Source organism: Microbacterium sp. Y355 (genome assembly GCF_059445345.1).
Window position 1 is genome coordinate 1,781,745 of record NZ_JCAIUD010000001.1, and the last position, 23,284, is coordinate 1,805,028.

Annotated in this window: 22 protein-coding genes; 7 read left to right on the forward strand and 15 right to left on the reverse strand. The window is 65.8% G+C overall.

Features of this window, described 5'->3' with window-relative positions; all coding sequences use genetic code 11:
* Positions 1-3: 3 nt before the first annotated feature.
* The 5 genes from phnK to phnG are packed head-to-tail and all read right to left on the reverse strand — an operon-like array spanning position 4 to position 3,965.
* On the reverse strand, positions 4-813 hold the full coding sequence (gene phnK, locus AC1C2O_RS08590; RefSeq protein ID WP_495430011.1) for a phosphonate C-P lyase system protein PhnK: 810 nt from the start codon (positions 811-813) through the stop codon (positions 4-6).
* On the reverse strand, positions 810-1,664 hold the full coding sequence (locus AC1C2O_RS08595) for an alpha-D-ribose 1-methylphosphonate 5-phosphate C-P-lyase PhnJ (RefSeq protein ID WP_495430012.1): 855 nt from the start codon (positions 1,662-1,664) through the stop codon (positions 810-812). Before AC1C2O_RS08595 ends, phnK begins: the two co-directional genes overlap by 4 nt.
* Complete coding sequence (locus AC1C2O_RS08600; RefSeq protein ID WP_495430013.1) at positions 1,661-2,818, reverse strand: carbon-phosphorus lyase complex subunit; 1,158 nt, start codon at positions 2,816-2,818, stop codon at positions 1,661-1,663. Before AC1C2O_RS08600 ends, AC1C2O_RS08595 begins: the two co-directional genes overlap by 4 nt.
* Positions 2,818-3,459 (reverse strand): phosphonate C-P lyase system protein PhnH, encoded by a 642-nt coding sequence (phnH, locus tag AC1C2O_RS08605; RefSeq protein WP_495430014.1) that lies wholly within the window; start codon positions 3,457-3,459, stop codon positions 2,818-2,820. The genes AC1C2O_RS08600 and phnH overlap by 1 nt, the downstream gene beginning before the upstream one ends.
* The gene (gene phnG / locus AC1C2O_RS08610; protein ID WP_495430015.1) at positions 3,456-3,965 is read right to left on the reverse strand and encodes a phosphonate C-P lyase system protein PhnG; all 510 of its coding nucleotides are present in this window, start codon (positions 3,963-3,965) and stop codon (positions 3,456-3,458) included. Before phnG ends, phnH begins: the two co-directional genes overlap by 4 nt.
* A 137-nt stretch (positions 3,966-4,102) precedes the next feature.
* Here phnG and phnF point away from each other — a divergent pair, with 137 nt between their 5' ends.
* From phnF to upp, 3 genes are all read left to right on the forward strand, one after another.
* The gene (phnF, locus tag AC1C2O_RS08615) at positions 4,103-4,846 is read left to right on the forward strand and encodes a phosphonate metabolism transcriptional regulator PhnF (protein ID WP_495430016.1); all 744 of its coding nucleotides are present in this window, start codon (positions 4,103-4,105) and stop codon (positions 4,844-4,846) included.
* Positions 4,847-4,954: 108 nt separating this feature from the next.
* Positions 4,955-5,089 (forward strand): hypothetical protein, encoded by a 135-nt coding sequence (locus AC1C2O_RS08620; protein WP_495430017.1) that lies wholly within the window; start codon positions 4,955-4,957, stop codon positions 5,087-5,089.
* A 61-nt stretch (positions 5,090-5,150) separates the two neighbouring features.
* Positions 5,151-5,783 (forward strand): uracil phosphoribosyltransferase, encoded by a 633-nt coding sequence (gene upp / locus AC1C2O_RS08625; RefSeq protein WP_495430018.1) that lies wholly within the window; start codon positions 5,151-5,153, stop codon positions 5,781-5,783.
* 51 nt (positions 5,784-5,834) lie between these two features.
* Here the strand turns inward: upp and AC1C2O_RS08630 are convergent, their stop codons facing one another.
* The 3 genes from AC1C2O_RS08630 to nadE are packed head-to-tail and all read right to left on the reverse strand — an operon-like array spanning position 5,835 to position 10,590.
* Entirely contained in the window at positions 5,835-6,203 is a 369-nt protein-coding gene (locus tag AC1C2O_RS08630; protein ID WP_495430019.1) for a VOC family protein, read from the reverse strand.
* A gap of 43 nt (positions 6,204-6,246) precedes the next feature.
* Positions 6,247-9,714 carry a TM0106 family RecB-like putative nuclease gene (locus tag AC1C2O_RS08635; RefSeq protein WP_495430020.1) on the reverse strand — a complete coding sequence of 1,156 codons (3,468 nt, stop codon included), beginning with the start codon at positions 9,712-9,714 and terminating at the stop codon, positions 6,247-6,249.
* A gap of 57 nt (positions 9,715-9,771) precedes the next feature.
* Positions 9,772-10,590 (reverse strand): NAD(+) synthase, encoded by an 819-nt coding sequence (gene nadE, locus AC1C2O_RS08640; RefSeq protein ID WP_495430021.1) that lies wholly within the window; start codon positions 10,588-10,590, stop codon positions 9,772-9,774.
* A gap of 101 nt (positions 10,591-10,691) precedes the next feature.
* On the opposite strand from nadE, the gene AC1C2O_RS08645 reads away from it, so the two are divergent.
* Positions 10,692-11,645, forward strand: a complete 954-nt coding sequence (locus AC1C2O_RS08645; RefSeq protein ID WP_495430022.1) for an aldo/keto reductase — start codon at positions 10,692-10,694, stop codon at positions 11,643-11,645.
* A 62-nt stretch (positions 11,646-11,707) separates the two neighbouring features.
* Here AC1C2O_RS08645 and AC1C2O_RS08650 read toward each other — a convergent pair whose 3' ends face one another.
* The 4 genes from AC1C2O_RS08650 to AC1C2O_RS08665 all read right to left on the reverse strand — a co-directional run bounded on the left by AC1C2O_RS08650 (position 11,708) and on the right by AC1C2O_RS08665 (position 17,889).
* Positions 11,708-14,704: an AAA family ATPase gene (locus tag AC1C2O_RS08650; RefSeq protein ID WP_495430023.1), complete on the reverse strand. Its 2,997-nt coding sequence runs from the start codon at positions 14,702-14,704 to the stop codon at positions 11,708-11,710.
* The gene (locus AC1C2O_RS08655; protein ID WP_495430024.1) at positions 14,704-15,858 is read right to left on the reverse strand and encodes an exonuclease SbcCD subunit D; all 1,155 of its coding nucleotides are present in this window, start codon (positions 15,856-15,858) and stop codon (positions 14,704-14,706) included. The genes AC1C2O_RS08650 and AC1C2O_RS08655 overlap by 1 nt, the downstream gene beginning before the upstream one ends.
* A gap of 58 nt (positions 15,859-15,916) precedes the next feature.
* Positions 15,917-17,398 (reverse strand): MFS transporter, encoded by a 1,482-nt coding sequence (locus AC1C2O_RS08660; RefSeq protein ID WP_495430025.1) that lies wholly within the window; start codon positions 17,396-17,398, stop codon positions 15,917-15,919.
* A 182-nt stretch (positions 17,399-17,580) separates the two neighbouring features.
* Positions 17,581-17,889, reverse strand: coding sequence for a GNAT family N-acetyltransferase (locus tag AC1C2O_RS08665; protein WP_495430026.1), 309 nt, complete (start codon positions 17,887-17,889; stop codon positions 17,581-17,583).
* Positions 17,890-18,215: 326 nt separating this feature from the next.
* Between AC1C2O_RS08665 and AC1C2O_RS08670 the strand changes: the two genes are divergently transcribed.
* The 3 genes from AC1C2O_RS08670 (at position 18,216) to AC1C2O_RS08680 (ending at position 20,477) form a co-directional block, all read left to right on the forward strand.
* Positions 18,216-18,932, forward strand: a complete 717-nt coding sequence (locus AC1C2O_RS08670) for a winged helix family transcriptional regulator (protein WP_495430027.1) — start codon at positions 18,216-18,218, stop codon at positions 18,930-18,932.
* Positions 18,933-19,194: 262 nt separating this feature from the next.
* A complete protein-coding gene (locus AC1C2O_RS08675; protein ID WP_495430028.1) occupies positions 19,195-20,142 on the forward strand; it encodes a DNA-3-methyladenine glycosylase family protein in 948 nt (315 codons plus the stop codon).
* A 125-nt stretch (positions 20,143-20,267) separates the two neighbouring features.
* A complete protein-coding gene (locus tag AC1C2O_RS08680) occupies positions 20,268-20,477 on the forward strand; it encodes a hypothetical protein (RefSeq protein ID WP_495430029.1) in 210 nt (69 codons plus the stop codon).
* Positions 20,478-20,493: 16 nt separating this feature from the next.
* Here AC1C2O_RS08680 and AC1C2O_RS08685 read toward each other — a convergent pair whose 3' ends face one another.
* The 3 genes from AC1C2O_RS08685 to AC1C2O_RS08695 are packed head-to-tail and all read right to left on the reverse strand — an operon-like array spanning position 20,494 to position 23,265.
* Positions 20,494-21,252, reverse strand: coding sequence for an iron ABC transporter ATP-binding protein (locus AC1C2O_RS08685; protein WP_495430030.1), 759 nt, complete (start codon positions 21,250-21,252; stop codon positions 20,494-20,496).
* Positions 21,249-22,256: an iron chelate uptake ABC transporter family permease subunit gene (locus AC1C2O_RS08690; protein WP_495430031.1), complete on the reverse strand. Its 1,008-nt coding sequence runs from the start codon at positions 22,254-22,256 to the stop codon at positions 21,249-21,251. The genes AC1C2O_RS08685 and AC1C2O_RS08690 overlap by 4 nt, the downstream gene beginning before the upstream one ends.
* Positions 22,246-23,265 carry an ABC transporter permease gene (locus AC1C2O_RS08695; RefSeq protein ID WP_495430032.1) on the reverse strand — a complete coding sequence of 340 codons (1,020 nt, stop codon included), beginning with the start codon at positions 23,263-23,265 and terminating at the stop codon, positions 22,246-22,248. Before AC1C2O_RS08695 ends, AC1C2O_RS08690 begins: the two co-directional genes overlap by 11 nt.
* Between the last annotated feature and the right edge of the window lie 19 nt (positions 23,266-23,284).

A 23,284-nucleotide genomic window follows, 5' to 3' on the forward strand; every position in this document is an offset into this window, starting at 1 on the left:
ATGTCAGTCCTGAAGGATCGAGGAGACGAGGAGCTGGGTGTACGCGGCCTGCGGATCGTCAAGCACGCGATCCGTCAGCCCGGATTCGATGACCGCGCCATCCTTCATCACGAGCGTGCGGTGCGAGATGAGCCGCGCCACCGCGAGGTCATGGGTGACGATCACCACGGCGAGACCGAGATCGGCGACGAGTGAGCGGATGAGATCGAGCAGACGCGCCTGCACCGACACGTCGAGGCCGCTCGTCGGCTCATCCATGAAGACCAGTCGCGGCCCGAACACGAGGTTGCGGGCGATCTGCACACGCTGGCGCATGCCGCCGGAGAAGGTGATCGGCGCGTCATCGATACGGTCGATCGGAATCTCGACGCGAGCGAGCCACTGCTCGGCCTGCTCCCGGATCTGGCCGTAGTGACGCCATCCGTTCGCCATGAGCGGCTCGCCGATGTTACCGCCAGCGCTGACGTGCATGCGCAGCCCGTCGATCGCGTTCTGGTGCACGTAGCCCCACTCGGTGCGCCACAGCCGTCGAACCTCACGCTCGCTGAGAGAGGCGAGGTCGACGAGCTCGGCGGGCCCGCCAGCGGAGGCCGTGCGGTACTGCACGGTGCCCTCATCAATGCTTTGGCGCTGCGACAGCATCCCGAGCAGCGTCGACTTGCCCGAGCCGGACTCCCCGACGATCGCGAGCACCTCCCCCGGCCACAGGTCGAAGCTCACGTTCCGGCATCCGAAGGTATCGCCGTAGGCGTGCCCCGCGTCCGTCACGCTCAGCAGCGGTTGCTCGTCCGTCGTGTCTGCGTCGCCTTTCACAGCAGTGCCTCCTTCCGAGCGGCGGTGCGCTCGCAGTGATCGGTGTCGCTGCACACGTACATCACGGCGCCGCGGTCGTCCATGACGACCTCATCGAGGTATACGCCCTCGGACGCGCAGATCTCGCAGGGCGTGTCGAAGCGCTGCGGCTCAAAGGGGAAGTCCTCGAAGCCGAGACTCACCACATCCGTGTACGGCGGGATCGCGTAGATGCGCTTCTCACGGCCGGCGCCGAACAGTTGCAAAGCGGGGCTCTGATGCATCTTCGAGTTGTCGAAGCTCGGGATCGGTGACGGCGCCATGACGTAGCGGTCGTTCACGAGCACCGGGTAGTCGTAGGTGGTCGCGAAGTGACCGTATCGGGCGATGTCCTCGTAAAGCTTGACGTACATCAGGCCGTATTCTTCGAGGGCGTGCAGCCGCCTGGTCTCGGTCTCGCGCGGTTCGAGGAAGCGCAGCGGCTCGGGAATCGGCACCTGATAGACGATGATCTGTCCGTCGCCCAATGGCGTCTCGGGGATGCGGTGGCGGGTCTGGATGACGGTCGCCTCATCGGTGCGCGTAGTGACACTGGTGCCGGCGACCTTCTCGAAGAACTGCCGGATCGAGACCGCGTTGGTCGTGTCGTCCGCGCCCTGATCGATCACCTTGAGGGTGTCGGATGGTCCGATGATGGATGCCGTCACCTGCACGCCGCCGGTGCCCCAGCCGCGCGGCATCGGGACCTCCCTTGAGGCGAACGGCACCTGGAACCCCGGAATGGCGACGCCCTTCAGCAGCGCCCTGCGCACCACACGCTTGGTCTGCTCGTCGAGGTAGCCCTCGTTGTAGACGATGCGCGGCGCACTCATGCGTCCTGCTCCTGTTCCTGTGCTTCTGCGGCGACTCTCTGTTGTTCGGAGATGCGCTGTTGGGAGATTCTGCGCTTGCGGAAGTCCTGATTCAGCTGGCGCAGCAGCACCAACTCCCCCTGGAAGTCGACGTAGTGCGGGAGCTTCAGGTGCTCCACGAATCCGGTCGCCTGCACGTTATCGGCATGGCTGATCACGAACTCCTCGTCCTGGGCTGGCGCATTCGCGAGCTCGCCGAACTCCTCGTGCCGCAGCGAACGATCGACGAGCGACATCGACATGGCCTTGCGCTCGCCGCGGCCGAAGACGAGTCCGTAGCCACGGGTGAACTGAGGCGGACGATCCGCACCGCCGACGAACTGGCTCACCATCTGACACTCGGTGACCTCGATGCGGCCGATCGGAACGGCATGACCGATCTCGGGGGCGTCGAACTCAATCTCGACTTCGCCCACTCGAACCTCACCCACGAAGGGGTGGGTGCGGCCGAAGCCGCGCTGCGTGGAATAGCCGAGCGACAGCAGGAAGCCCTCGTCGCCACGGCTGAGCGCCTGCAGCCGTTCGGCGCGGCTCATCGGGTGCGATGTGGGCTCGCGAGTCAGGTCAGCAGGATCCGGATCCGTCCAGTCCTCGCCCTCCGGCCGGTCCGGCTCGATGAGCGCGTCGACGCCCAGCAGATCCGTAACCCGCGGCATCGGCTCGCCATCAAGCTGGTCTCCTGCCGGCTCGAAGGCGTCGAGATCATCGACGTCGTCGAGATCGTCGGCAAGCAGTCGGTGCGTGTAGTCGAAGGTCGCGCCGAGCTGCTGACCGCCGGGGATGTCCTTGAAGGTCGCCGACACGCGCCGCTCCGGTGGAAGGCCCGCGGTGTCGATCGCGATGGTCACCCCGAAGCGGGGCAACGTCGTGCGGTACGAGCGCATCAGCGTCACGGCCTCGAGCACATCGCCCTGGGCTTGCAGCAGCGCTTTCGCAGCGAGGTCCGGGTCGTAGAGTGAACCCTCCGCCATCACGCGCGAGACGAGCACGCCCATCTGGTCGCGTACCTGCTCGTAGTCGATGCGTGCGGCGGATTCCTCGCCACGTCCACGCTGGGCGAGGAGGGCGTGCGCGTTGGCGATCGCCTTCTCGCCTCCCTTGACGGCGACGTACATCAGACGCTCCTGTTCTCGGCGCCCTGCAGCCGTGTGCTGCGGGGCAGACCCCGGATCGATTCGTGATCGGTGAGGATGACATCCACGCCGCGAGGGAAGCGTGCGTGATTCTCCTGCCACTGCGCGAGGAATCCAGCCGGGAGGCCGGCACCATCCCAGTCGACGGAGCCGTTCACGCCGGGACCGGTCGCGGTGAGCCTGCCGATTCCGGGGGCACCAGTGGCGTCGATCACGAGCGTCGCTGAGCGGTGCGGTTCCTCGTCCGTGCCCGCGGCGAGCTCGGTGAGACGCGGTGCGGTGGATGGGGACGATGCGACGACGAAGAGGGCATCGCTCTCGGCATCGACGAGGCGTGCTCCGGTGTGGAAACGCAGCCACGCGCAGACATCATCGGACGCGCGCAGCACGCTGTCGAGCCAGATCGGAGTCTGCTCGTCGCACAGCGCCAGCAGCACAGCCCCCGTCGCCGCGCTGAGCGGTGCTGGCGGCTGCGTCGCCGGCACGAAGTCCTGAGTGAGAGTCGGGCGGGCGAGAGCGGCGAGGGTTGCGCGGAAGATCAGCTGTGCGTCCTGCACCGGGTCGGCGAAGCCGGGAAGATGGCGCCCTGTGCCAGGCATCCGCGAGTCCAAGTGAGTCGTCATTCGTCGTCCTCGTCATCCGTTCCGTAATCGGGACCTTCGTTCTCGCGCGCAACAGTGAAGAAATCCACGACCGTCTTGCGCGCATCCGCTTGTGTGCGGGCATCCCGATCGGTCTGGGCATTCTCGAGGGGCACGATGACGTCTGCGAGGACGCGCTCGCGCGCCTCACCTGCCAACAGCGCCTCGAAGATCGCGGCAAGACCGGCGTGCTCGGGATGACTGCCCAGAACATAGGCGGTGCCGACGGTCTCTGACCGGATGCCGCGGGCCACGACCGTTGCACGGCTCACCGTGGCCTCCCCGAAGTTGAACCGGTCGCCGGTGCCGCCGACGCGGCCCTGCACCATCACCAGTCCCGCCTCCGGGCCTCGGACGTACTCGATCTCCGGCCGGTCGGGCCAGGCATCCCACAGCGCCGCCAGGTCAGCTTCGGACGCGCCTGCGAGCACACGCGCCGTGCGCCGCCGTGTTGCCTCAGCGCGTGCGGTGTCGTCATCCCGATTCATTTTCACCTCTCGAAAAGTTGTCTATCTTTCTAGACAACTGCAACGCTAGTGGCAAGATGAGAACCAAGGAACCTGCAAGGCGGAACGAACAGCCGACGATCGCGTGAACGTCCGGTGAACAAGCATGAGGAGAAGCAGTGAGCGATGCAGTACCGCCGCGCGCAACCGGCTATTCCGCCTGGCGCCTCATCGCGGAGGAGCTGCGCGCGGACATCGCAGACGGGCACCTGCATACCGGCGACCGACTGCCAGCCGAGACCGCGCTTGCGACGCGATTCGGCGTCAATCGGCACACCGCAAGGCAGGCGCTCGCCTCCCTCGCCGCCGACGGACTCGTCGAATCCCGCCGCGGCAGCGGCACCTTCGTGACGAGCAGCACAGTGCATGTGCACCGCATCGGCATGCGCACAAGGCTCACCACCAGCCTGGGCGGACAGCGTTCCGCCGCCGGCCGAGTGATCGAGAGCGCTGTGGAACACGCTCCGGCGCACGTCGCGCGCAGATTGCAGATCACCGATGGAGACGCCGTTCGTGTCGAGTCGCTGCGAACCGTCGACGGGGAGCCCTTCGCGCTCGGCACGCGCTGGTTCGATGCCGCAAAGTTCCCCGACATCGCCGCCTCGCTGCGCCGCACGGCCTCGGTCACCTCGGCGCTGCGTGCCAGCGGCGTCGATGACTACGTGCGCGTGTCGACCGTCGTCTCGGCGCGACACGCGACCGCGTCAGAGTCCGCCCTGCTGGGGTTGGACGCCGGCGCGATCGTCCTCGTCACGGAATCGCTCGACGCATTCCCCGACGGCACCCCTCTGCAGCACCTCATCACCCGCTTCGCCGCACAGCGCGTGCGCCTCGACATCGAGCATCCAGACCCGACTGCGTGAGACGGCTTTCTTCTGGCGGCGCATCCGCCTTGCGGGGGATGCCGCCGCTTGCCGAAGATCCACCCCGCGGCGGATTCGGGTGAATCTGCGGCTCGATAAATTCAAGGCATGGAAACTTTCGCCCACGTCCTCATCGTCTCTGCTGCACCTCTCATCACCGCTCTCTTCTTCGCCCTGAACTCGAAGAAGATCAACGCACAGTGGCGCGAGCGCCGGGCCGCGCGTCTCGCCGAAGAGGCCTGAGACCGGCTCCCCGATAAACCCACATCATTCAGACAGGCTGTGGCGCACTAATCTGGTGTTTATGCGTGTCCACGTCGCCGACCACCCTCTCATCACCCACAAGCTCACGGTGCTGCGCGATGTGCGCACCCCGTCTCCTGTTTTCCGGCAGTTGACGGAAGAGCTCGTGACGTTGCTCGCCTATGAAGCAACCCGTAACGTCAAGGTCACTCCGGTCGAGATCACCACCCCGGTCACCAAGACCATGGGTGTGAAGATCTCTGAGCCGCGGCCAATCGTCGTTCCGATCCTGCGCGCGGGCCTCGGAATGTTGGAGGGGCTCGTGAAGCTCCTTCCCACCGCTGAGGTCGGCTTCCTCGGAATGATTCGCGACGAGACGACGTTCGAGCCGACGACCTATACCGAGCGCCTCCCCGACGATCTCAGTGACCGCCAGTGCTTCGCCATCGACCCGATGCTTGCCACCGGTGGCTCGTTGGGCGCGGCAATCGAGTTCCTGTTCGCGCGCGGTGCGCAGGATGTCACGGCAATCTGCCTGCTCGGCACACCCGAGGGTGTCGCGGCCATCGAGAAGATCGTCGGCGACCGAGATGTGACCCTCGTCCTGGGTGCTCTCGATGAGGGCCTGAACGAAAAGGGCTACATCGTTCCCGGCCTCGGCGATGCCGGCGACCGGTTGTACGGCACGGTCTGACTCTTCCGATGGCTGCGGAACTGCAGCCCGCTGACCGCGACCGGTGACCGACTACTGCCGCGCCCAGACTCCGAGTTCGTTACCGCTGGGGTCAGTGAAGTGCAGTCTGCGACCGCCCGGAAACGCATAGGCTGCTTGCACAATCGCGCCGCCTGCTCTGACGATGGCGCGCTCCGACTCATCCAGGTCGTCTGAAAAGAGCAGCACGAATGGACCACCGTTCGGGCGCGGATGAGAAGCAGCGAGGAGCCCTCCGACTTCTTCACCATCATTCGCGGGAGATGCGATCCCGGCGTAATCCGGCCCATAATCCACGAAGCTCCAGCCGAAGGCATCTGCGTAGAAGGATTTGGCCGCGCCGATATCAGTGACGGTCAGCTCGACATAGTTCAGCGAGTGGTGTGGTGGGTTTGATGTCATGCCCGCGACGCTAGCATCGGCGTCCGACATCCGTTCATCGGATTCAACCGGCACCAACCAGGCGTGCGAAGGCGCTGAGCCGCGCGACTCCTTCTGGCGTGTAAGGCAGGTCGTCGAGCAGCGCGGGTGAGTGGATCAGGTACGCCACAACCTGAGCGCGTGAAATCGCCACATTCAGCCGGTTCTGCAGCAGCAGGAACTCCGGACCGCGTGGCGCATCCCGCCCGCTGGAGGCCGCAAGAGTCGTGATCGACACCGCTGCTTCCTTGCCCTGGAAGTTGTCGACCGTCCCCACCGGAACGCCGGAGAGCCCTGCCGCCGCGAGCGCGTCGATCACCAACTGCTTCTGCGCGTTGTAGGGCGCGACCACGATGAAGTCCGCCTCGGTCAGAGGCCGGGGCGCCGCTTCGGGGTCCATGTCGGTGAACTCGCGGCCGAGCAGCTCACGCACGATCCGCACGACCTCGGCCGCTTCCTCAGCGGACTGTGTCGCATTGCCTCGGTGACGCATCGGAACGACGTGCAGCCCTGGTTCGACCCCGTCGATTGCGCGTCGTTCGGTGCCGCTTGCCGAGGCCAGCTGCCCCGCGTACGACAGCCGTGAGACCGGTCCAGCGACTGCCGGGTGCATCCTCCAGCTGTGATCAAGGAAGTATCCGTACTCCGGGCGGACGACGGCGTCGCCGTCCATCACCCAGCCGAGTGCGGAGGTGTCGACCGGCTCTGGATGCGCACCCTGGCTGACCTGTGGCAACTGCTGTGGATCGCCGAGCAGCAACAGCCGCGCAGCTCCCGCTGCGACGGCAATCGTGGAGGCGAGCGAGAACTGGCCGGCTTCGTCGATCACGAGCAGGTCTAGGCCGTGGCGCTCTACACGTCCGGTATTGCTGAAGTCCCAGGCGGTGCCGCCGACGACGACGCCCTGGCCTTGTCGTTCGGAGAGGAACGACGCCATGCCGCTCTTCGGGATCACCGTGTAACTCGGCGCGCTTCCCTTCTCCTTCGGCGCCTTCGCCACCTGCCCCGGTGGCACCCCATCGGCGACGACACGCTCCAGCAGTGTCTCGATGATGGCGTGAGACTGCGCAACGACTCCGATTCGGAAGCCGTACTCGTTCACGAGGCGCGCGATCACACGCGATCCTGTGTAGGTCTTGCCCGTTCCTGGAGGTCCCTGCACTGCGAGATAGCTGCGGTCCAGATCGAGGAGGCCCCGCACGATCGCATCGATCGGGTCATCCCCCGCCGCAGGCAGCCCCGCGCCGGAGACCGTGCGCGGAGGGATACGGCGCAGAATGTCGGTCGCGGCGTCTGAGGGGAATGACGGTGCCGCTTCATGCACGGCATCCGCCCACTCATCGATCGCACCCTGCAGCGAGACGACGCGGGGCGGTGCCGCTGGTGTCAACGCGAGCGGAAACTCGCCCCAGGTCTGTCCGCCCACCGCCGTCTCAGCGATCACGTAGCCGTCGTCGAGCGTCTCGACAACGGTTACTGTGCGCGGCACGTGGATCGCGCGGGATGGCGCCTCGACATCGAAGGGCGCCGGGAACGGATACAGTGCGAACGGGTTCGCCCCCTCGCCGAGTGTCGTGCCGGGCGAGATCTCGCCGCGGATCTCGATCTCGCGAGACATGACGCGGCGCCCCTCTTCGACGCTCCAGTCACGTCGCAGCACGGAGCCAGTCGCATCCACCCGCACGACGTCGCGAGTCTGATCCCACATCGACACCGGCTCACGCAGTCGTTGGAAATGCGATACCCAGAAGCTCTTCGCCTCACGCGGATAGTAGTCGATCGCCGCCGCGGCTACGCGATGCACTTCACCGTCGCCGCCAGCCTCGACATCGCGCTCGGCGTCGGCAAGCAGGGCGACCGAACGATGCGAAGGCTCATACACCAGCTCCTCGGCCGCGTCCGGTGGGGCGGGGTTAACACCCCTTGCTTTCGCGATCTCGATCAGCCAGTTGCGCAGGCGCCGAGTCGAGACGCAGTCGTAGCGGTTGTAGTCAGCGAGATCGGCAAGCACTGCCTCGGAATCGGACGTCTCGCCTGCCGCCGCCAGCTGGCGTGCAGCGACGTACTGCACGATCGAGTCGTCGCCCTTCTGCACGTCGCTCGTTCGCACGTCGTCGCCCATGTAGAGCGGCTCGAGTTTCTTGATCGAATATGAGCGTGATCCAACGCGCACTGTTCGCAGCACGAGCGGGTACAGGTCGACGAAAACGCCCTCGCGCAGTAGTTTGTCGACCTCGCCCTCGCGGACGCCATAGCGCGATGCCATCGCGACGAGATGAGATGTCTCGTACGGCGCGTAGTGATAGATGTGCATGTCGGGGTGGGCGGCCCTTCGCACATTCACGAAATCGAGGAACTGCTCGAGTGCGCGCTTCTCGTCGGCGAATGTGTGCGCCCAGAGCGGGGTGTACTGGTCGTCGTTGTCGACCCAACCGAACAGGTAATCGATGCCCCACTGCGCGTGCCCGTCCGGAGCGGGCTCGGTATAGAGCGGGTCACCCTCGAAGTCGAAGAAGATGTCACCCCGACTCGGTCGCGGCAGATTGTGGATGGCCTGCGGATGATAGACGTCGAACGTCGGAGCGTCATCGGCATCGGCACGCAGTTGCAGTCGCGCCTGGGCGCGCAGCGACTCGAACGTGTCGACGTTCATGCCATCAGGCGCAGCCCCTGCCGCGGCAAGGTCGTCGATAGTCTCGATTCCGGCGGCGCGCAGCCGCGCACGCTGCACCGGACGCATGCGAGCGACCATCAGCAGATCACGCGCAGCGTCTACCTGCTCTGTGCACGTCGCGCACCGTCCGCACGCAGAGATGTCGAGGTCTCCTCTGCCGTCACCCCAGGCGAGCGGAGCACCCGCCGCACCAGCAGGCACGTCGCGGTCGGCGATCACGGCGCGCAGTCGCGCTCTACGAACGTGAAACAGTGGCAGCAGATCGTCGACGGAGTGGGTGCTGATCGTTCCATCACCAAGGATGAGGTCGACCTTGTCGGATCGCGGGATGCCGAGGCCGTCCAGCTGGTCAACATATGCCGCCAGCTGCATGAGTGCGGTTACTCTCGCTTTGCGGGCGAGCTTCGAATCCTGCACGCGCCAGCGCCCGTCGTCTTCGCGAAGCAGAAAATCCGCAAAACCGACGAACTCCTCGGTGGAGAACGCTCCTTGGAACAGCACCTTTGCGTCGGAGCGAAGCGCCTCCCCCGTCTCAGCGACGACGGCAGCGAGTGAAGCAGGGTCGGCCGATGACACCTTCGACACCTCGTACACGGCATCCGAACCGAACTGTTCGCGGTAGGCCTCGAGCACCTTCAGCTCGTGCGCATCGCCGAGCTTGGCCGCCCGAGCGAGCGTGGCATCCACCGTCTCTTCGACAGCGGGAACTCGTCCGAGCTTCGCATCGATCGCGCGCGCCCAGGCGAACTCGCACTCTGCGGCAGCCTTCAGGTCAGTGGCGCTGAAGATGACGCGTTGGGCCTGGGTATCGATCCGCATGCTTCGAGGTTAGCGGGGACGTCAGACAGTGCTCGCCCCGCACGGGCACTCGACCCGTCAGCGCCACCAGTCATCTGCAGGGCCGACCGGAAGGTGGCGCTTGTGCTGTGTGGCGAGGTACTTGCCTTCGAGCCTGGCAGCAGCGTCAGCATCCACCGGCTTGCCTTCGAGGTAGTCGTCGATCTGCTCGTAGGTAAGTCCGAGTTCATCCTCGTCTGCACGCCCGGGCTGCCCGTCAAGAAGGTCAGCGGTGGGAACCTTCAGCCAAAGCCGGTCCGGAGCATCCAGCTCGCGCAGCAACGCCTTGCCCTGGCGTTTGGTGAGGCCTGCCAACGGCAGAACATCGGCCGCGCCGTCACCGAACTTCGTGAAGAAGCCCGTGATCGCCTCGGCGGCGTGGTCGGTGCCGATCACGAGATGTCCATCGTGCCCCGCGAGCGCATACTGCGTGACCATGCGGATGCGTGCCTTGATGTTGCCTCTGTTGAAATCTGAGACGTCGGCCCCGGCCGCCTGCTCGATGTCCTTCTCGACACCGTCCACGCCGCCCTGGATATTGACCTCAACCGAGCGATCTGGCGTGATGAAGGCGAGCGCGGCGGCAGCGTCATCCGCATCGTGCTGGACCTTGTACGGCAACCGCACCGCGGTGAAGTCGGCAGCACCGCCACTCGCACGCACGCGCTCGACGGCAAGCTGCGCGAGGCGCCCCGCAAGAGTGGAATCCTGCCCGCCGGAGATGCCGAGCACGAAACCCTTCGCGCCGGTCTTCACAAGGTAGTCGACAAGAAACTGCACGCGCCGTTCGATCTCGGCCGCCGGGTCGATTTCGGCGTGCACGCCGAGGGTCTGCGCGATCTGCTGCTGAAGCGTCATGCGTCCAGTATCTCCCCTGAGTGTTACGTCTCCGTGACGGACTCCGAATATGCATGCCGCGGATGCGCTTGACTCGGGTAGACGAAAGAAAGAGAGATTCCATGACCCTCCTCGGCCGCAGCGACCTCGACGTTTTCCCGCTCGCCCTCGGCGGCAATGTGTTCGGCTGGACCGCCGATCGCGATGCGTCGTTCCAGATCCTCGACGCCTTCGTGTCCGGAGGCGGCAACTTCATCGACACTGCCGACGGCTACAGCGCCTGGGTGCCGGGCAACAGCGGCGGCGAGAGCGAGACAATCATCGGCGAGTGGCTCGCCTCACGGGGGCCCTCCGACGTCGTCGTCGCGACGAAGGTCAGCAGCCACCCAGAGTTCAAGGGTCTGTCGGCCAAGAACGTCCGCGCCGCCGCAGAGGCGTCGCTGAATCGTCTCGGGGTCGACACGATCGACCTGTACTACGCGCACTTCGATGACACCGAGACGCCGCTGGAGGAAACCGTCGCGGCCTTCGGACAGCTCGTCACCGACGGTCTGGTGCGCTACACCGCCGTGTCGAACTACTCGGCCGACCGCATCCGCTCGTGGATCTCGCTCGCACAGGAGGCCGGAACTGCCCTTCCCGTCGCCGTCCAGCCGCACTACAACCTCGTACACCGGGGCGATGTGGAGGAGAGCATCATCCCCACAGCCTCGGAGTTCGGGCTCAGCCTGGTTCCGTACTACGCGCTGGCGGCAGGGTTCCTCACCGGCAAGTACCGTTCGACGGATGCTGCGGCAGTCGATTCTCCGCGCGCCGGCGGTGCCGCAAAGTACGCCACCGAGCACGGACTCCGCATCATCGGGGAGCTCGAGCGCATCGCCGGCCAGCACGATGCGTCGATCGCGTCCGTGTCGTTGGCGTGGCTGCGAGCGCAACCGACCGTCGCCGCGCCGATCGCCAGTGCGTCACGGGTCGACCAGGTCGCCGGACTTCTCGCCGGAGCACGACTCGAGTTGGCGTCCGACGACGTACGGGCGCTGAACGCCGTGTCGGAATGGGTTCCGTCGAACGCGTGAACCCGCCTCGTGTGGACTGATGGCCGTGTCGTCCCGAACAGGGATGACGCGGCCGTCTCGTGTCAGGAGCGGATGCGGCTCGGCCCGCTCGCGGTCTGTTCCACAACGAGTTGCGCGGGAATCTGCTCCTGCATCGACTCGACATGGCTGATGATGCCGACGGTGCGCCCGCCAGAGCGCAGTTCGTCAAGCGTGCGCATGGCGACCTCGAGCGTGTCGGCGTCGAGAGATCCGAAGCCCTCATCGATAAATAGCGTGTCGAGCTGGATGCCGCCGGCTCTGGCCGTGACGACCTCGGCGAGGCCGAGCGCGAGCGCGAGTGAGCTGAGGAACGTCTCACCTCCGGAGAGTGACTGTGCGGGACGCGTCTGTCCGGTGAACGCATCGAATACGACGATTCCCAGGCCGGATGCCGCACCACGTGCCGCGAGTGCGTCGGAGTGCTGCAGCTGGTAGCGCCCGGTCGACATGTCGCTGAGGCGGCGGTTGGCTGCCCCCACGATCTCTTCGAGTTCGGCGGCGAGCACAAAGGTCTCCAGCGTCATCTTGTGCGTATTGCCGGCACGACCGGCAATGGTGTCGGCGAGGCCCTTCAGCACCTCAAAGTCGGCCTGCTGCGCGGCGCTGGCTGCGTATTCGGCCGCGGCCGAGTCGATGAGTCCGCCCAGCTGCTCGACTGTGGTCTTCGCTCGCCCTGCGGCATCGATCGCGTCCTTCCATGCCGTACGAGCGCCGGCCGCTGATTCTTCAACCCCGCTGAGCTCGATCGGCTCCTCGGGAAGCGCCCGCATCTCCAGCGCCAATAGCAGCTCGCGCTGCTTCTCGCGCTGCACGTTGTGGCCCGAGATGCGATCTTCAAGCCCCTGCTGCTCGGCTGCTGACCGCAGCGCCAGCCGCGCGGCCGTGGTGTCGTCGAAGTCGGATGCCGCGAGCGCGCGTGCCTGCTCCGCCGCGGCCTCGGTGAGTGCCCTCTCCCGCCGGGCGCCCTCTTCGAGAGCATCCGCCAGGGCGTGGGCGGTTGCGACGTGCGCGGTAACCTCGGCGATACGCGCGGCGACAGTGCCGAAGGATCCGCGTGCCGCGGTGATGACGGTCTGCGCCTCGGCGCTGCGCTGCGTGATCAAGGCGAGCGACTCGCGCGCCTTCGCCAGCGCATCTGCCGCCTCTGCGCGGTCCTTCTCGAGCTGCGCAGAACGCGCAATGGCTTCGCCAAGCGCAGCGACCGCGGCAGGGAGTGCACCGGCGGCGGCCAGTGCCTCGGTATGCGCGGATGTCGCAGCGGTGACCTCGTCCTCAGCCACAGCGACAGAGCGCTTTTCAGCCATCGCGTCAACGGCTGCGAGATTGCGCTTCAGGTCGGACACCCTGTCGAGCGCCTCGCGATCGTTCTTTGCTGCGGTGTCGCGCACGGCTTCGGCCGCCTCGACGTCTTCCTGCGAGACGGGATCGCTGTGTTCGGCCGGTGAGGGATGCTCGGTGGCCCCGCACACGGTGCAGGGCTCCCCCGGAATCAGTGCGGTCGCGAGTTCTCCGGCGAAGCCGTCCAGACGGCGGCGGCGCAACTGTGTGAGCGCGAGCTGCGCCTCGTCGAGCGCACTGCTGGCGGCTACGAGCGCGCGTTCGGCCTTGTCGAGGTCGCTATGAAGCCGCTCGGCCTTCACTGCCGCGTCTCGGCGTGCCTTCGCGGCGTTCAGCGTTGTGAGCAGGTCATCGAGGCGGTCGGCGCTGCGCTGCGCGGCATCCCGCTGGGCGGTCAGCTCGGTGACCCGCGCCGGAAGTTCTGCCCGTTCAGTATCGTGCGCGTCGACGAGAGTGGATGCTACGGTGACCTGCTCCACAGCGTCCGCCTGCTCCACAGCGAGAGCTGTGGCGCTCCGCTCGAGCTCAGCCGCACGTTTCCACTCGCCACTCTGGCTGGTCCGCTGCTCAGCCCATGCTTCCAGTGCCTCGGCGGTGACCTCGCCGCGTTCGATGTCAACAAGTTCGATGTCAGCGGCACCCCAGACTTCGCGGGCTGCGCGTTCGGCGATCTCGGCCTTCTCGCGGTCGTTGGCGGCCCGATCTGCGGCGTTGAGGGTTGCGCGCAGTGCCTCGGCCGTTCTCGCCTGCTGCAGCGTCGTGCGGGCCGCGGCGATCTCGGATTCTTCGGCGTCGATTCGCTGTACGGCGATTCGGGTCGCGTCCCGATCCTGTTGCGCCTTACGCTCCTCGCGTGCGCGGGTCAGGGCTGCTTCCGCCGCGGTGCTTCGGGTCTCGGCTTCAGCGCTCTCAGCGACCCGGCGTTCGACCTGGTACTCGGCCCGATCGAGCGCGACGCGAAGCTGCTCGAGGCGCATTTGGGTCGTTTCCGCAGATGTATCAACCGGCTCATGCTCGCCCCACAGCTGCGCGGCAGTCACCATCCGCTCCGCCTGCTGAAGCCCCGCGTTGACAGTGGCGAAGCGCCCGGCGAGCGCGTTCTCTGCCGTCTTGCGTCGATCGTCGAAACGCGACTGCACGTCTTCGAAGCGCTCAGTGCCGAATAGCCGTCGCAGCAGCGACTGTCGCTCCTTGCTGTCGGCGAGCAGGAACCGGGCGAACCGATTCTGTGCGAGCAGGATCACCTGCAGGAACTGTTCGCGACTCAGCTGAAGTATCTCGTCGAGCTCGTGCCCGACCTCCCGCTCTTTCGCAGCTAGCGTGACCCAACCAGCGTCGGCGAGAGTATCAAGCTGGACACCCGAGGCCTGCTTCGTCAAGCCTCCGCCACGTTTAGCGGGCCGCATGTACTCCGGCGAGCGCGTCACCCGATACCTGCCGGCCGTCGTAGTGAACTCGACGACGACTTCGCTGAGATCTTCAGGAGCGCAGTAGTCGCTGCGCAGCCGTTTATCGCCGCTCTCGTACCGTGGCACTCCCCCGTACAGGCCGAAGCAGACGGCATCCAGGATGCTCGACTTCCCCGCACCGGTACGCCCAGCGATGAGGAAGATACCGTCGTCAGCGAAGCTGTCGAAGTCGACGATCTGTCGATCGAGGAACGGGCCGAAGCCCTGGATCTCGAGGCGGTGAAGACGCACTAGACGAGAGCCTCTGCCACCACGCGCTCATCGAGCACCTCGCGGATGAGTTCGCTCTCTCGCTCGCTCGCGCCCTGGCCGGCGCGCACGTGCTCGAGGAATGCCTCGATGCGCTCGGTATCAGTCACAGCCGATTCCAGCCGCGCGGCGTAGGACCGCTCCACACGCTCGGCGCCGCTGACGGGGGCGTGCTGCACCATCGCGCAGTGCGGGAAGTGCTCTTTCAGGCGCCGCATCGGTTCGGCCTGCGGCAATGCGTCGGTGTAGACGGCGCACACCCAGTCATCTGCGTGGGTGGCGACATTCTCCGCCGAGAGGATCTCGTCGAGCGTTCCGGTAAGGGTGATGAGACGACGCGGCACCGGCAACGCCAGCCACTCGACTGAGGCGAGGCCAGAAGCATCAAGATCGATCAGCCACGAGCCGCGCTCTTTGTGCTGCTCGCCAAAGCTGTAGTGCAGCGGCGCTCCGGCGTAGCGGACCCGCTCGCTCAGCGCCTGGCGTCCGTGAATGTGACCGAGAGCAATGTAGTCCGGCCCGTCGAACACGCTTAGCGGCACGACATCGAGTCCGCCCTGGCGCACTTCGCGTTCGAGTCCGGCCGTGGCATCCACACCTGCCGCGAAGCAGTGCGCGATCGCCACGGAGCGTCCCTCGCGCGATGCCATACCGGCCCGCACGAGTGACATCGCGTGCGCCATGGTTTGTGCCTGGGTGCGAAGCAGCACCTCTGGCCAGTGCTGCCGCACGATCGCAGGCTCGAGATAGGGGATGCCGTAGAAATGCACAGGCCCATCGGCATCGTCAATCGTGATCGGCTCGCCGATAGAAAGCGGGTCTGTCATCATGTGGATGCCGTCACGCAGAAGTCGCGCCTGAAATCCGAGTCGGGCCGCGGAGTCGTGGTTGCCGCTCGTGACGATGACCTTTGCGCCGGTGTCGTGGAGAGCGGCGAGTATGTCACCCAGCAGTGTGTAGGCGGGGCCAGCAGGCGTAGCAGAGTCGAACACGTCGCCCGCGACGATCACAGCATCCACCGCGTTGCCGCGCACCTGCTCGACCAGCGCCGACAGCACCTCGGCCAGCGCATCCATGGTCGAGGTGCCATGGAAGGTGCGGCCGATGTGCCAGTCAGAGGTGTGCAGGATTCGCATATTCACACCGTACGGAGGGCCTCGGACATTACCGCCGAGGCCCGCCGTGGCATCCCGATCAGCGCGCCAGAGAGAGCGTGTCTGTGTCCGAGGACGCTGGCTTATCCGCGGCAACCGCAGCGTGCTGGGGCATCAGGTCTTCCTTGCGACCGCGCACCATCGTGAACGCGACGACAGATGCCAGCACCATGGCGACCGCTGCGGCGAGGAACACTCCGCCGTAGCCGTCCGTGAGTGTGTCGAGACCGACCTCGCCCTGCGCGTGGCCGCCGACGATCGCGGCATAGACGGCGGTGAAGATCGAGAGTCCGACCGATCCGCCGATCTGCATCGCCGAGTTGGTGACGGCAGAGGCGATACCGGCGTCGTGCGGTGCCACGCCGGTGAGGGCAAGGTTCTGCAACGGAATGAAGACGAACGACATTCCGAAGCCCATGACCAGCAGCGCCGGGGCGACCTGGACGAAGTAGTTGCCGTCCGCAGTGATGAACGAGAGATACACGAGTGCCGCTGCGACCACGAGGGGTCCGCTGATGAGCATCAGTCGCGGACCGATCTGGCCGAGCATCTTCGTCGCGAGTCCGGCCAGCACCATGGTGCCCAGAGGCAGCGGCAGGCTGGCGACGCCGGCTTCGAGCGCGCCCATGCCGAGCACGATCTGCAGGTGGAAGGTGAGGTACAGGGTCGCGCCAATCATGACGCTGCCGGCGACGGCCTGGATGAGGAAGGCCCCTCCGCGCACCTTATTCGTCACAACACGCAACGGCAGCAAGGGGTTGGAGACCTTCGCCTGAACCCACACGAACACCGCGAGAAGGACGAGTCCGAGCACGATGAAGCCGACCGTGAGCGGGTTGGTCCAGCCGGTCTCAGCGAGACTGAAGCCGTACACGAACGATGCGAGGCCGGCAGTGACCAGCAGCGCTCCCCACAGGTCGTACCGCTTGTCGCCGTCTGCCCGGCTCTCGGTGAGGAACAGCGCACCGCCGATGAGACCGACCGCACAGAAGAACAGGTTCACCAGCAGGCACCAGCGCCAGTCGAAGAACTCGGTGAGGAATCCGCCAAGCACCATGCCGACTGCGGCGCCGGTACCGGCGACCGTTCCGAAGACAGCGAAGGCGATGTTGCGCTCCTTGCCGGACGGGAACAGCGTCGTCAGCAGCGCGAGTGCGGCGGGCGCCAGCATCGCGGCGAAGACACCCTGCAAGGCGCGTCCGAGGATCAGCTCCCAACCTGCGGCCGCGAGACCCGCATAGAGGGATGCCAGGGCAAAGCCGACCATGCCGACCATGAAGGTGCGCTTGCGACCCCAGTAGTCGGCGACACGCCCGCCGAGCAACAGCAGGGCTCCGAACGAGAGCGCGTAGGCGGTGACAACCCACTGACGCAGGTGATCGTCCATATCCAGGGCGATCTGCGCCTGCGGCAGGGCGATGTTGACGATGGTGCCGTCAAGGACGACGACGAGCTGCGTCAGAGAGATGACGAACAGGGCCCACCATTTGGCTTTGGGGTGGGCGCGCAGAGTCTGAGACATGAGAAAACCTCCGGTGTCTGATGAGGATGCCGGAGGTTTCAAGCCTCGGACCAGCTCCCGTTCGGAAGGCTGACCGCCTCAGCGAACGGTGCTGAGCAGAGATATATTCTAACGTGCGTGTCCCTGTGAAAACGAGACGGATGCGGCAAGGCTGTCGTAACAGAACGTCACACGATCCGGACTCAGCGTCGGCGCAGCAGCCCTGCGTGATCGGGGTTCTGCTCAAACCACTCGGCGACGTACCAGCAGACGGGATCGACCTTACGATCGCCACGGCTCTCGATCTCGGCGACGGCACCAGCAACCACGCGTGCCGCATGCCCATGCCCGCGGAAAGTCGGGATAGTGAAGGCCCTGGTCAGCGCGATCGTCGACCCATCATCGCGGTAGTCGAGAGCGCTGACGAGCACTCCATCTCGCATGAGCGTGTAGCGCGAAGCATCCTTCTCATCAGTGAGGATGAAGCCGTCGATGGTGGTCGAAGTGGTCACATCTCCACGCTATCTGCCTTTGACACGCGGGGACTCGTTTTGACACGGTACGACTTCGTCAGTAATAATCCCCCCATGACCACCAATGCGCGCCCTTTGTCCGCCCAGGAGGCGAACAGGACTGCCGGGATGATGATGCCCGGCTGCATTGGCATGTGTTGCCGAATGTGTAGTTGACCACAGCCACCCCGCCACGCTCGGTGAATTCGCGATCTGCGACGCCTGAGCCCCGAGCACCCACCCCCGTGCTCGATCCCGGCCCTCTCGGTCATTCACGCAACACATTAGAGCCGTATCGGCTCACCCCTTCGCAAGGACCCATCATCATGTCGAAATCCGCACTCCTCGAGCGTCCAGCCACCCGCGCCCCGCACCTCCGCGCTGTTCCGCCACTCGCCGAGCAGCCTGCTGTCGCTCCCGCTGTCACCGCTGATCTTCCCGCCACCCGCTCGCCGCGTGGCTTCGCCCTCTACGTCGGACTCGACGAGCTCAAGGCCGCCGAAGCCGGCGTCAGCCTGCCGGTTCTCGTCGACGCGCTCCGCCGCACGCTCGCCGAACTCGCCCCCGGTGCCGAGACGCACGCCACCGTCGCTCTCGCACCTCACGGTTCGGGTGGCCGCGACCTTGACGTCGTCCGCCTCGCCCTGCAGGAGCCGGGTGCGATCGCTCGCACCAAGGCAGCAGAGGAAGAGGAGCAGGACGAGAACTACGGCGTCACCGTCGACATCTCCCGCAAGCGCGTGCTGATCGACGGCGAATCCGCCGCGTTCACCTACAAGGAATTCGAGCTGCTGCAATACCTCGTACTCCGCGAGGGCCGCACGATCGAGCGCACTGAGCTCGTCGGTGCACTGTGGCAGTCGCCGGATGACGAGACCCCCGGCGAGCGCACGATCGATGTGCACGTGCGTCGGCTGCGCGCCAAGCTCGGCCGCTACGAAGACATCGTGCGCACCGTGCGCGGCGTCGGCTACCGCTTCGACCGTCACGCTGACGTCGTCATCCGCTACGGCCACGGCACGCCTTCGCCTGACCGCTTCTGAGCACAACCGCGGTTCGGCACCGCGCGAGGTCACCCCGCAGACGTCTCCCCGCAGACGTCTCCCCGCAGGGGTCGCACATGGTCGCCAATACCGCAGCCACGCGACAATGTGCGCCACCTCCCGACGCAAGCAGACCCCGAGGCTCCCATCGGGGGTCGCACATGGTCGCTACTGCCGCAGTTACCCGACAAAGTGCGTCACCTCCCGAACCCGGAGGGTGCCGAGACATTACCGTGTCGGACACTCGGCGTAGGGTGTTCGCATGTCAATGACAGCGGATGCCGCGCCGAATATGCCGGCCCCGCTCACCGCGACATACCACCCGGCACACCCGCTGAACCTCTTCCGCACGGTCGGCGTGCTCATGCGCGGGCCGAAGGATCCGACGACGGTCGTCGATGGCTCAACGTTGTGGCGCGCCAGCCGCACACCTGAGGGCATCGCCACCCTGGCACTGCGGCAAAGCGGCGAGGGCATCCACGCCACGGCGTGGGGACCCGGAGCAGACTGGGTGCTCGAACAGTTGCCCGCGCTCTGCGGCGCTGACGACGATGCGAGCGGATTCGATGTAGCGGGGCATCCGATTCTCGCCGACATCGCCCGTCGAACAGTCGGCAGCAGACTCACCCGCACCAACCTGGTCTTCGATGCACTTGCGAGCGCCGTGATCGAGCAGAAGGTCACATCCCTTCAAGCCTTCGGCGCCTGGCGCACCCTCATTGCCCGCTTCGGTGAACGTGCACCTGGCCCGACCCCTCGACCGATGTTCGCACCACCCACGATCGACGGTTGGCAACGCATCCCGTCCTGGGCGTGGCACCGCGCTGGTGTCGAGCCGCCGCAGTCCCGTGCGATCGTTCGCGCGGCGGAGCGCGGGCAGCGCATCGCCGATGCTGTGATCGCAGCCGAGACCGGTGACGACCGCGAGCGCATCCTCACGAGCCTGCCCGGCATCGGGGCCTGGACTGCAGCCGAGACCCGCATACGTGCGCTAGGCGACCCGGATGCTGTGAGCGTCGGCGACTACCACCTCGCTCATGAGGTCGGCTTCGCACTGACCGGCGCCCGCGTCGACGACGATGGGATGCTGGAACTCCTCGCCCCATGGGCGGGCCACCGCCAGCGCGTCATCCGTCTTATCCTGGCCGGCGGCCCACGCGAGGCTCGCCGCGGCCCGCGCCTCGCTCCGGAGGACCATCGCACGCGCTGAGCCGGACGGCGCTCTGCTCGCCGACGCCCCTGCTCACCGCCGACGCCCGCCGTTAGGGACGCACCTAGACCGGGGCGTGGACGCTACCCCGGGGCCCCGACGACCCCGACCACTAGGCTGGCCACATGGCAGCGACGAAGAAGCAGCGTTTGACGTGGCTCGGCGGAACCATCGCCCTGATCGTGCTCGGCGTGGTGATCGGACTGATTCTTCAGAACGTGTGGCTCGGCCTGCTGCTGGCTTTGATCGTGTCGCTGGTCTGGCTGATCTCCGCCGAATCACGCAAGGGCGGCAACGCGGGCGTCAACGACGAGACGCACGGCATCGAGCTCTAGCTCAGCACCGACATTCTCAGCTGTAGTAGAGCGCGACGCGCTGCCCATCGATCTCTCGCACATCCACTGGTGTGCCGTAGACCTCTTCGAGCACCTCGGGGCGCATGATCTCGGCCGCCGGAGCATCCGCGATCACCTGCCCGTCGCGCATCGCGACGATGCGATCAGCGTAGGTCGCCGCAAAATTGATGTCGTGCAGCACCACGATGACACGCTTGCCGAGTTCGTCGGCCATTCGCCGGATGAGCTTCATGATCTCGGTCATGTGCTTCAGGTCGAGGTTGTTCAGCGGCTCATCGAGCAACACGTACTTGGTGTCCTGAGCGAGCACCATCGCGATGAACGCACGCTGCCGCTGTCCACCAGACAGTTCGTCGAGGAAGCGCTCCCTGAACTGGTTGAGATCGAGGTAGTCGATCGCCTGGTCGATATGTGTGCGGTCCTCCACAGTGAGCCGCCCTCGCGAGTGCGGGAAGCGACCGAACTCGACGAGGTCGTGCACCGTGAGGCGCGCGGCGATGTGGTTGTCCTGTCTCAGCACCGCGAGCGTCTTGGCCAGCTCGTGTGAGGGCGCAACGGACACGTCCATCCCATCCACCTCGATCGTGCCGGCATCCGGCTTGATGAGACGGCCGATAAGCCCGAACAACGTCGACTTGCCCGCACCGTTAGGTCCTATCAGCGCCGTCACGCCGTCGTCACCGAGTTCGATGGTGACGTCGTCGAGGACAGTCTGGGAGTGATAGCGCTTTGTGGCGCCTCCGAGCGCGATCATCGCGCCCCCTTTCGCAGAACGAGATAGAGGAAGAACAGACCACCGGCGAACTCGATGACCATCGAAAGGCTGCCGCCGAACCCGAAGATCTGCTCGAGCACGATCTGGGCGAGCAGCAGACAGGCGACGCCGATGAGTGCAGCCGCGGGAAGGGTCCACACGTGCCGGAAGGTTCCGGCAAAGGTATATGCCAGGTTCGCCACGATGAGCCCGAAGAAAAGAATCGGCCCCGCCAGGGCTGTGGATGCCGCGATCATGATCGAGACGACCATGAACAGCGCCATCACCGTCTTCTTGTGGTTCACGCCGAGCCCGACGGCGGCCGGTTCCCCCAGCGTCAGCACGTCCAGGGTGCGCAGCATGGGGATGACGGCGACGATGCCTAGCACGACGAGAATCGCGGTGAAAATGAGCAGCGTCGGATCGGGTCTGGTGATCGAGGCAAACATCGCGTCGGAGAGGATCTGAAAGTCGAGCGGGTCCAGCATCCGCTGCATCCATTCGGTGAATCCACGAAAGAACGTCCCCAGCACGATGCCGACCAGCAGCATCAGATGGATGGAACGTCGTTTGCCGCCGAACAGCCAGGTGAACAGGAAGACGCTGAAGGCGACCATCACGATCACCTGCACGATCCACAGCGTGAGCTTGTCTGCGCCGAGGAAGGATGCCGAGCCGAAGAAGAACACGATGATCGTGGAGATGAGCACGTAGAACGCGTCGAACCCCATGATCGATGGAGTGAGGATGCGGTTCTGGGTGATGGTGTGAAAAACCACCGTGGAGACGCCGACAGCGGTGGCGATGACGAGCATCGCGCCGACCGTGAGACTGCGCACCTTCAGTGCGAACAACAGAGAACCGGGGATGTCGGTGAAGAGGTACACCGCAGCGAGCGCGAGAACGACGACGACGAGAGTGCCGATCCGAACCTGCGGCTTCGCCCACGCGTTGCGGATGCGCGAGCGCGAAGGTGCTGCGCGAGTGAGAGTGTCAGTGTGCACGGCTCCTCCTTCGCAGCAGCAGCCAGAGGAAGAGGACAGCGCCGATCACGCCGACGATGACCGACAGCGGCATCTCGTAGGGGAAGCGAACCACGCGTGCGACCAGATCACACGCGAGCACGAATACCGCACCGAGCCCTGCGACCCATGGGATGGCACGGCGCACATTGTCGCCGATGATGATGCTGACAACGTTCGGAACGACGAGTCCGAGGAACGGAATGACACCGGCGGTGACGAGCACTGCAGCGGTAATGATGGCGATGACGACCATCCCGATCGCCACGACCTTGCGGTAGTCCAGACCCAGGTTGGTGGCGAACTCCTCGCCGAGGCCGATGACGCTGAATCGGTCGGCGGCGAACCAGGCGACGATGACCATCGCTCCGGCTATCCAGAGGAACTCGTACCTCCCCTGCATGATCGAGGCGAAGCTGCCCTGCGCCCAGGTGCTGAGCGACTGCAGCAGGTCCAACCGGTACGCGAAGAAGCTGGTGACGGCCGCGACGACGCCGCCAAGCATGATGCCCACCAGCGGCACCAGCACGAGCTGCCTGACCGGCACCGCCTTGACGACCTGCAGGAAGACCCAGGTGCCGATGAGGCCGAAGACGGCGGCGACACCCATCTTTCCGAGCAGCGCCATGCCCGGCGCGAAGACCATCACCAGAAGCATGCCGAAGGTCGCGAACTCAGTGACGCCGGTGGTGCCTGGCTCGACGAATTTGTTTCGCACGAGCATCTGCATGATGAGCCCGGCGATTCCGAGAGACGCCCCGACGAGCAGCACGGCGACGGTTCGCGGGATGCGGCTGGCGAACAGGAGGAACGCCGGGGTGCTGTCCGACCCGCCGTCGAGAAGCGACATCGGCGAGACGTCAGAGACTCCGACGAAGAGACTGACGACGGCAAGGACGACAAGGCAGACGCCGATGAGCACCCCCACCCAGGTACGACTAGGTCGAGCCTGGGTGGGGGTGCTCTGCGCCGCGGGGGCGGTGACGGTCACAACGAGAAGAGAACGTGCA

What these genes read in the sequence shown, in the direction of transcription:
- AC1C2O_RS08595 (WP_495430012.1), bottom strand. Translation starts at nt 1,664, where the DNA reads ATGAGTGCGCCGCGCATCGTCTACAACGAGGGCTACCTCGACGAGCAG.
- AC1C2O_RS08600 (WP_495430013.1), bottom strand. Translation starts at nt 2,818, where the DNA reads ATGTACGTCGCCGTCAAGGGAGGCGAGAAGGCGATCGCCAACGCGCAC.
- phnH (WP_495430014.1), bottom strand. Translation starts at nt 3,459, where the DNA reads ATGACGACTCACTTGGACTCGCGGATGCCTGGCACAGGGCGCCATCTT.
- phnG (WP_495430015.1), bottom strand. Translation starts at nt 3,965, where the DNA reads ATGAATCGGGATGACGACACCGCACGCGCTGAGGCAACACGGCGGCGC.
- AC1C2O_RS08620 (WP_495430017.1), top strand. Translation starts at nt 4,955, where the DNA reads ATGGAAACTTTCGCCCACGTCCTCATCGTCTCTGCTGCACCTCTCATC.
- upp (WP_495430018.1), top strand. Translation starts at nt 5,151, where the DNA reads ATGCGTGTCCACGTCGCCGACCACCCTCTCATCACCCACAAGCTCACG.
- AC1C2O_RS08630 (WP_495430019.1), bottom strand. Translation starts at nt 6,203, where the DNA reads ATGACATCAAACCCACCACACCACTCGCTGAACTATGTCGAGCTGACC.
- AC1C2O_RS08635 (WP_495430020.1), bottom strand. Translation starts at nt 9,714, where the DNA reads ATGCGGATCGATACCCAGGCCCAACGCGTCATCTTCAGCGCCACTGAC.
- nadE (WP_495430021.1), bottom strand. Translation starts at nt 10,590, where the DNA reads ATGACGCTTCAGCAGCAGATCGCGCAGACCCTCGGCGTGCACGCCGAA.
- AC1C2O_RS08645 (WP_495430022.1), top strand. Translation starts at nt 10,692, where the DNA reads ATGACCCTCCTCGGCCGCAGCGACCTCGACGTTTTCCCGCTCGCCCTC.
- AC1C2O_RS08655 (WP_495430024.1), bottom strand. Translation starts at nt 15,858, where the DNA reads ATGCGAATCCTGCACACCTCTGACTGGCACATCGGCCGCACCTTCCAT.
- AC1C2O_RS08660 (WP_495430025.1), bottom strand. Translation starts at nt 17,398, where the DNA reads ATGTCTCAGACTCTGCGCGCCCACCCCAAAGCCAAATGGTGGGCCCTG.
- AC1C2O_RS08670 (WP_495430027.1), top strand. Translation starts at nt 18,216, where the DNA reads ATGTCGAAATCCGCACTCCTCGAGCGTCCAGCCACCCGCGCCCCGCAC.
- AC1C2O_RS08675 (WP_495430028.1), top strand. Translation starts at nt 19,195, where the DNA reads ATGTCAATGACAGCGGATGCCGCGCCGAATATGCCGGCCCCGCTCACC.
- AC1C2O_RS08680 (WP_495430029.1), top strand. Translation starts at nt 20,268, where the DNA reads ATGGCAGCGACGAAGAAGCAGCGTTTGACGTGGCTCGGCGGAACCATC.
- AC1C2O_RS08685 (WP_495430030.1), bottom strand. Translation starts at nt 21,252, where the DNA reads ATGATCGCGCTCGGAGGCGCCACAAAGCGCTATCACTCCCAGACTGTC.